Raw genomic sequence first — 6,102 nt, 5'->3', positions numbered from 1 at the left:
TACTTTTAGAAAGTGCTGTTAAGATCCCTTTATCAAAAGCTACTTTACTGAAAAACAATGAAAAAACATCATATTATGGCCAGTGTCTTGTCTACTGTAGCGATCGCTGGTGGTGTACTTTTCTCTAATACCGCAGAAGCTTGTATTTTCAGCAACAAGGGTCAAGATTCGATGTCGAAAGCATCATTAGTTTCGCTAAACTCTTGGTTAAGCAAAAATTTTTCCGGTAAGTCTGACTTTGCTATTGCTGGTATTGCTGCTGGTGCAGTAGGTTTAATGGGATTAGGTGCTTTTTCTGCTAGTCGTTATATTGCTCGTAAAGCAGAAGCTGATGTTGATGCTGGGAATGAATTTATGGAAGTACCAGCAGAAGAAACAGTTGTTCAGCAGCATCCTGAAGCACCAGGTGGCGAGCTAGACTTAGTTGAAGATAATGAAGTTGTATCTGAGCAAGCTGAAAAAGAAATTTCTCTCGTCAAATAATTTTATTGTCATCGGACGCAAATAATTTTTTGTAGGACTTCCAGTTACTTAAAGCTGGAAGTTCTTTATATTCTTTAACTAGGGTGTGCTGAATAAAGTCTTTTGCTGGGGTAGGAGACAGGAGACAACCCACCCTCGCCCCTCCCCTCCCAGGAAGCAGGGTCTATTTATTGTCACCAGAGAAAAAAAGAGGAGGGTGTGGGGAGGGTGGGAAGTTGGTTCGTGTGGTTCGTGTGGGGAGTGTGGAAAGAGGAGGGTGTGGGGAGAGTGAGAAGTGTGGGAAGTTTAGGGACTGTGGAAAGCACAGGAACTCAAAAAAATATAGGGTTGTAAATATTCTCGCTACGACAAAGAATTAGCCCTGCTCCCAGGAGGGGGAGATAGGAGAAATGGGAATGTAGAGGAGGTAGGAGTAAGAATTTTCCCAAGATTTTTCTGTCCAACTATGCGCCTAAAATACGCTCCTTTTTGGGCGTGAAGAGCTGAAAACCAAGGTATTACAGACCCAAAAAGGCACTTGTCTTTATTATGTCAATGCTTTTAGATTTAATCAGCAAACCCTAACTAGCTATTAGCTTGAGCGCATTTCCCTACCAGAATGCTCTGCAAACAACTATCAGTTTGTAGGGGCGAATAGCCATTTGCTCCTACTTGGGTAAAATATCCCCAGTTTCTATAAACCGGAAGGTGCGCGGAGGGGTAACATTCCCCTTCTAAACGTTTACTGCTGACTGCTGACTGCTGACTGCTGACTGCTGACCGCTTTTTAAAAATCAACTCCACGTTTTAATTCCACCCCATGATTAGCATAATGTTTATGACAGAAAACCTCTGAATGAACGCTAGCCAAATCAAAATATGCTGGTGGATTAAGACAACGACCAGTAATAATTACCTCCGTATCTTTTGGTTTGCGTAATAAAGCATCAACTATTGGCTCTACTTCTAATAATTCTAAATCTACAGTAGGATTAAGTTCATCTAAAATAATAGTCTTATATAAACCAGAAGCTATAGCCGCCCTAGCTATTTCCCAACCTCTTTCTGCTTCCACAAAATCTATTTCTTTTTGTTGTCCTCGCCACACAATAGCATCTCCACCACAACGTTGATGATCCACTAAATTTGGATAGCTTTGACGTAAAGCGGCGATCGCTGCATCTTCTGTATAACCAATACCTCCTTTGAGCCATTGTATAATTAGGACTCGATGAGATTGGTCTTGACTAATACCCCTACCTATGGCCTGTAATGCTTTACCCAAAGCGCTGGTAGACTTACCCTTGCCAGCACCAGTATAAATTTCAATCCCACTAATACCATGAGCTTGAGCAGTTGGATGTTGATGGGGTTTCATTTCTGAATGCAAGTCGGCAATGTCCAACAATGCTGGAGGAGCTGCACGACCTGTTGCAATAATTTCTAACTGTTCTGGTTTATCCTTTATAGTGTGAATGACCTCATCCACTGGTAATAGACCTAAGTCCAAAACTGGATTTAGTTCGTCCAAGACCACAACTGAATATAAGTCAGAAGCGATCGCTCCTTTGGCCACATCCCAACCTCGTTGGGCTTCTTGACGGTCAAATGTAATAATTTCATTCTGGCCAAAATATTCACTTCTACCAGTGCGTACTTGGTCTATCAGATGAGGAAAGGCTTTCTGTAAAGCTTCTATGGCAGCATCTTCATCATAAGAGCGGTCAGGTCCTTTGAGAAATCTCAGTAGCAATACTCTAGTTGGAGAGTCAGAATGTATTCCTAAACCTATGGAACGTAAAACTACTCCTAATGCTGCTTGAGATTTACCTTTGCTGGAGCCATCGTAAACATGAATTTGTCCCACAATTCTTTCTGACATGGCCTGTGCGGTGCGTATCCCAATTCCGTTTCTTCTCATAGGTCTCATAAGTAAGTATTTATCTATAAAGTTTGTAATTATTTTTTGATAGTAATTGCGTATTGGAAAAAATTACAAGTTAACTGTCACGACGGGGGAATAAGGAAGGAGGAATAGACAATATTATAATTTCTCTAAAGCAACTTACCTTCTGGCTACTAATTACTTTCATCATTATGTAGCTCAACTAAATGAAATTTATATTAGACATCTCCAGCAATAAAAATAAAATCAATTATCGTACATAAATTATCAATTACTCCCTCCTGGGAGGGGTTAGGGGTGGGTTCCCTATTCCCTCTTTGGAGGAGATGTCTATTGGAATAATTAACATTTTTTAACATAATGAGTAGGATTTATATCCACTTAACTTAGATAATATCAAAATTCAGACCAACTGAATCATATTTTATTTACTTTGTCCCCAAAAATTAGCGATGAACTTAACTATTTTGCCCTTGAGGGCTATTGTCTCTGGCTCTTTAATATTATTATTAGTAATTGCCATTGAATCATTTTTTTTTCAATACCGACTTAAATTCATTCCAAAAGTTAGTGTTCAGTATGCAACTGTAATGAATTTAATTTCTACCTGTATAGGGTGGATATTATTTTTTTATGTGGTAAGTATTGTGCCAAATATCTGGGAAAAAGAAGTTGTAGCTTATATTTTATTTGGTAAGATTGACACAATTTTTCCTATCTTCATACTTTTCATATTTCTTAGTTTTTTATTTCTCTAATTTTGAAGTTTATTGGTTTTAATTGGTGTGAAAAATTATGGAATGAAAAATCTAAAGATAGTGGTGCTGGTATGAATTTATCACAAGCATTAGGACAATTAAGAACGCCAAAGTTTTTGGTGATTACACTGGCTCATATTTGCAGTCATTTAGCAGTAGCATTTATTTTATTTCTGCAGAGGTTTGAATTAACATGAAAGAAATTTGGAAAAGTTTTACCGATCTGTTTAAAGGTCTTACTGACATTTTAAAGAGTCTAATAAATTTATTACTTCCTCCTAAGTTCTGGCATTGGCAAACATTTTTATTGTTGAGCGTAATGTTATTACTGGTGTCAATTGCTGTGGCTGAAATTGATAGTAATAGGGAGGTAGAAGTTGATTTTATTTCTGTTTTAAGCTGGTTATTTTTAACATTTGCTGTCGGATGGTTAACAACTCAGAAACCATTTGTATTTCGAGGCATCAGTTTAAGTCCCTGGATTACAGCAGGGCTATTTTGCTTTCTTTTATATGAAAAATTAGAGAGCAATTTGAAGTATGTGGCTATAGTGTCTTGGCCGGTAATTGCGGTGTGCATAGCAGCGATAATTTTAGTATTGAATACTCCAGAAGAATCGACAAATCAAAAAGTTGATGTATTATCGAAGCCTAGTTTTGTCATTTTAGTTTTGGTCAATTTTTTGGTTAGTTGTTGGTTGGGATTATATTTTATGATTCAGGGAATAGTAGAACAATATCCGACAATGGGAGAAGATGATTTAAGTAAAAGTGCATTTGTTTATCGGGTGATAAAGCCTTCAATAAATGATTATAGAGGTGCAAAAATTCTGAATTTAATGGAGGAGAGACTGAACAATGATTTAGGAACTCAAAGAGTGGATTTATCAGTACCTAATATGAAGTTGAAACTGCAAGAGATTAAAGATGAGGCGACTAAAGAAATATCTAAAGTTAAAGAAGATAATTTCTGGAAGTTACAAACGCCAATAGTTGCTAATCAGTCTGGATATCAGTTAGAGTTACAATTATTTTGGGAAGGAATTACAGCAAAAGATGAAAGTTATTATCTGAGTAAAAATTGTAAAATTGAAGAAAGAGTAGGGCGAAGAAGAGCTGGTACTACTTTACCAAATCAAGCAGTACCAATTAGAGTTGGAAATGTTGAATGTGGTGCTGTAGAAAAGAAACTTGTTAAACCAGAAAACCAGTCAGAAAATGTGACGAAAATTTAGAGTTGAATAAGGCAGAAAGCAGAAGGCAGAAGGAAAAATTGCATGGGTGGAATTCAAACCCTAAATAATTTTAAGCACCCCCGTTAATAGCTATGCTTTATAAACATCTTTACTTAACATAAAACTTGACAAAATAGACAAGTTATGTGTGAGTGTTTCAGGAAATCTTTCCTCAAAAATCTATTGAAGAGTAGATTTTTTTGAGAAGTTAAGTAGTTTTGCCTAGCTAAATTGACTCTTTCTCCCTTCTCCCGTACTCCGTGCTCCCCTGCTACCCACAAGGTTTTCAGAAGTTCCTGATAAGGGATAGGTTTATAGTGGGGTATTAAACCCGCAAAAGAAAAGATAAAAAATAAGTGGAAATAGAAGATTAGGAAACATTTTATGAATCTAGGGAGAATTCTGGCAATTTCTCGAAATGTATTCTGGGAAGTAATTCGCGATCGCGTCCTTTATTTAATTATTTTTTTTGCTTTATTAATGATTGCTGCTATTAGATTAATCCCAGAATTATCTGTAGGTACGGAGGATAAAATAATCTTAGATTTTGGGTTAGCAGTTATTAGTGTTTTAGGTTTGATAGTGACTGTTTTTATTGGCACTGCTTTGGTGAATAAAGAAATTGAAAAACGTACTGTTTATGTTTTGATTGCTAAACCATTGAGTCGCTCGGAATTAATTATTGGTAAATATATTGGTTTATCAGCAGTTTTGGCTGTTTTATTGTTGGCTATGACAATAATATATGGATTAATTCTGAATTTAAGTGGAATTTCATATCCTATAGTTAGTATTTTAGTAGCAGTAATATTTATATTTATTCAGTTGTCGTTACTGACTGCTGTAGCAATTTTGTTTAGTGTATTTACCAGTTCTCTATTAGCGACATTATTTACATTTGGCGTTTATTTAATGGGGAATTTAAGTAGAGATTTGGTTAAGTTGGGTGAGTTAAGTGATAATCCTGGAGTTAAAAAGTTGATGATGGGATTATATGTAGTATTGCCAGATTTAAGCAGATTAGATTTGAAAAATGATGCTGTATATGGTCTACTGCCAAGTATAGCTACTTTAGTTACTAATTTTGGTTATGCTTTGCTTTATACAATGTTGATTTTATCAATTACTATCGCTATTTTTGCTAGACGAGAGTTTTGAATTGAAGCAAGTTTTAGGTTGTAGATTTTAGGTTGTTGCTGAGAAAGTTGGAGCTAATAGTGTAAGCATTCAGCAGTCAGCCATCAGTTATCAGCTATGTGTTATAAACTCGTTATCATACTAGAAGGGAATTATCCACCAATGAACTAGAGGAAATTTTGAGGTTGTTACTGAGAAAGTTTGAGCTAATAGTTGATTTCAGCAATGGTAGGGAATTGATAGTTTCTCCAGAAAATCTGACTAGGTTAACCTGGATGTGAAAATGAGATTAGAAAAGAATTTGTCTGGTTTTTCTCAAGTAAATGAACTAGAGGAAATTTTGAGGTTGTTACTGAGAAAGTTTGAGCTAATAGTTGATTTCAGCAATGGTAGGGAATTGATAGTTTCTCCAGAAAATCTGACTAGGTTAACCTGGATGTGAAAATGAGATTAGAAAAGAATTTGTCTGGTTTTTCTCAAGTAAATGAACTAGAGGAAATTTTGAGGTTGTTACTGAGAAAGTTTGAGCTAATAGTTGATTTCAGCAATGGTAGGGAATTGATAGTTTCTCCAGAAAATCTGACTAGGTTAACCTGGATGTGAAA

At 36.1% G+C, this 6,102-nt stretch carries 7 protein-coding genes; 6 read left to right on the top strand and 1 reads right to left on the bottom strand.

Annotation, left to right across the window (positions count from 1 at the left end):
• Window positions 1-57: 57 nt before the first annotated feature.
• Window positions 58-483 (top strand): hypothetical protein, encoded by a 426-nt coding sequence (locus SAGCYANO_RS05535; RefSeq protein ID WP_202219148.1) that lies wholly within the window; start codon window positions 58-60, stop codon window positions 481-483.
• Window positions 484-1,249: 766 nt separating this feature from the next.
• On the opposite strand, the gene SAGCYANO_RS05525 is transcribed toward SAGCYANO_RS05535, so the two are convergent.
• Window positions 1,250-2,383 (bottom strand): cob(I)yrinic acid a,c-diamide adenosyltransferase, encoded by a 1,134-nt coding sequence (locus tag SAGCYANO_RS05525; RefSeq protein ID WP_202219163.1) that lies wholly within the window; start codon window positions 2,381-2,383, stop codon window positions 1,250-1,252.
• Between the two features lie 745 nt (window positions 2,384-3,128).
• Between SAGCYANO_RS05525 and SAGCYANO_RS05520 the strand changes: the two genes are divergently transcribed.
• The 5 genes from SAGCYANO_RS05520 to SAGCYANO_RS05500 all read left to right on the top strand — a co-directional run bounded on the left by SAGCYANO_RS05520 (window position 3,129) and on the right by SAGCYANO_RS05500 (window position 6,100).
• Window positions 3,129-3,323: a hypothetical protein gene (locus tag SAGCYANO_RS05520; protein ID WP_202219146.1), complete on the top strand. Its 195-nt coding sequence runs from the start codon at window positions 3,129-3,131 to the stop codon at window positions 3,321-3,323.
• Window positions 3,320-4,360 carry a DUF5357 family protein gene (locus SAGCYANO_RS05515; RefSeq protein WP_202219145.1) on the top strand — a complete coding sequence of 347 codons (1,041 nt, stop codon included), beginning with the start codon at window positions 3,320-3,322 and terminating at the stop codon, window positions 4,358-4,360. Before SAGCYANO_RS05520 ends, SAGCYANO_RS05515 begins: the two co-directional genes overlap by 4 nt.
• Before the next feature lie 384 nt (window positions 4,361-4,744).
• On the top strand, window positions 4,745-5,518 hold the full coding sequence (locus SAGCYANO_RS05510; RefSeq protein ID WP_202219144.1) for an ABC transporter permease: 774 nt from the start codon (window positions 4,745-4,747) through the stop codon (window positions 5,516-5,518).
• Window positions 5,519-5,780: 262 nt separating this feature from the next.
• Entirely contained in the window at window positions 5,781-5,939 is a 159-nt protein-coding gene (locus SAGCYANO_RS05505; RefSeq protein ID WP_202219143.1) for a hypothetical protein, read from the top strand.
• Window positions 5,940-5,941: 2 nt separating this feature from the next.
• Window positions 5,942-6,100, top strand: coding sequence for a hypothetical protein (locus SAGCYANO_RS05500; RefSeq protein ID WP_202219143.1), 159 nt, complete (start codon window positions 5,942-5,944; stop codon window positions 6,098-6,100).
• The last annotated feature ends 2 nt before the right edge of the window (window positions 6,101-6,102 follow it).

The sequence above is a fragment of the Okeania sp. KiyG1 genome (assembly GCF_014132355.1).
Lineage (GTDB): Bacteria > Cyanobacteriota > Cyanobacteriia > Cyanobacteriales > Microcoleaceae > Okeania.
This window is presented reverse-complemented; position numbering and strand designations above follow the sequence as displayed.

Bases quoted from the DNA above. Each gene is read 5' to 3' on its own strand.
- SAGCYANO_RS05535 (WP_202219148.1), top strand. From the start codon at position 58: ATGAAAAAACATCATATTATGGCCAGTGTCTTGTCTACTGTAGCGATC.
- SAGCYANO_RS05525 (WP_202219163.1), bottom strand. From the start codon at position 2,383: ATGAGAAGAAACGGAATTGGGATACGCACCGCACAGGCCATGTCAGAA.
- SAGCYANO_RS05515 (WP_202219145.1), top strand. From the start codon at position 3,320: ATGAAAGAAATTTGGAAAAGTTTTACCGATCTGTTTAAAGGTCTTACT.
- SAGCYANO_RS05510 (WP_202219144.1), top strand. From the start codon at position 4,745: ATGAATCTAGGGAGAATTCTGGCAATTTCTCGAAATGTATTCTGGGAA.
- SAGCYANO_RS05505 (WP_202219143.1), top strand. From the start codon at position 5,781: ATGAGATTAGAAAAGAATTTGTCTGGTTTTTCTCAAGTAAATGAACTA.
- SAGCYANO_RS05500 (WP_202219143.1), top strand. From the start codon at position 5,942: ATGAGATTAGAAAAGAATTTGTCTGGTTTTTCTCAAGTAAATGAACTA.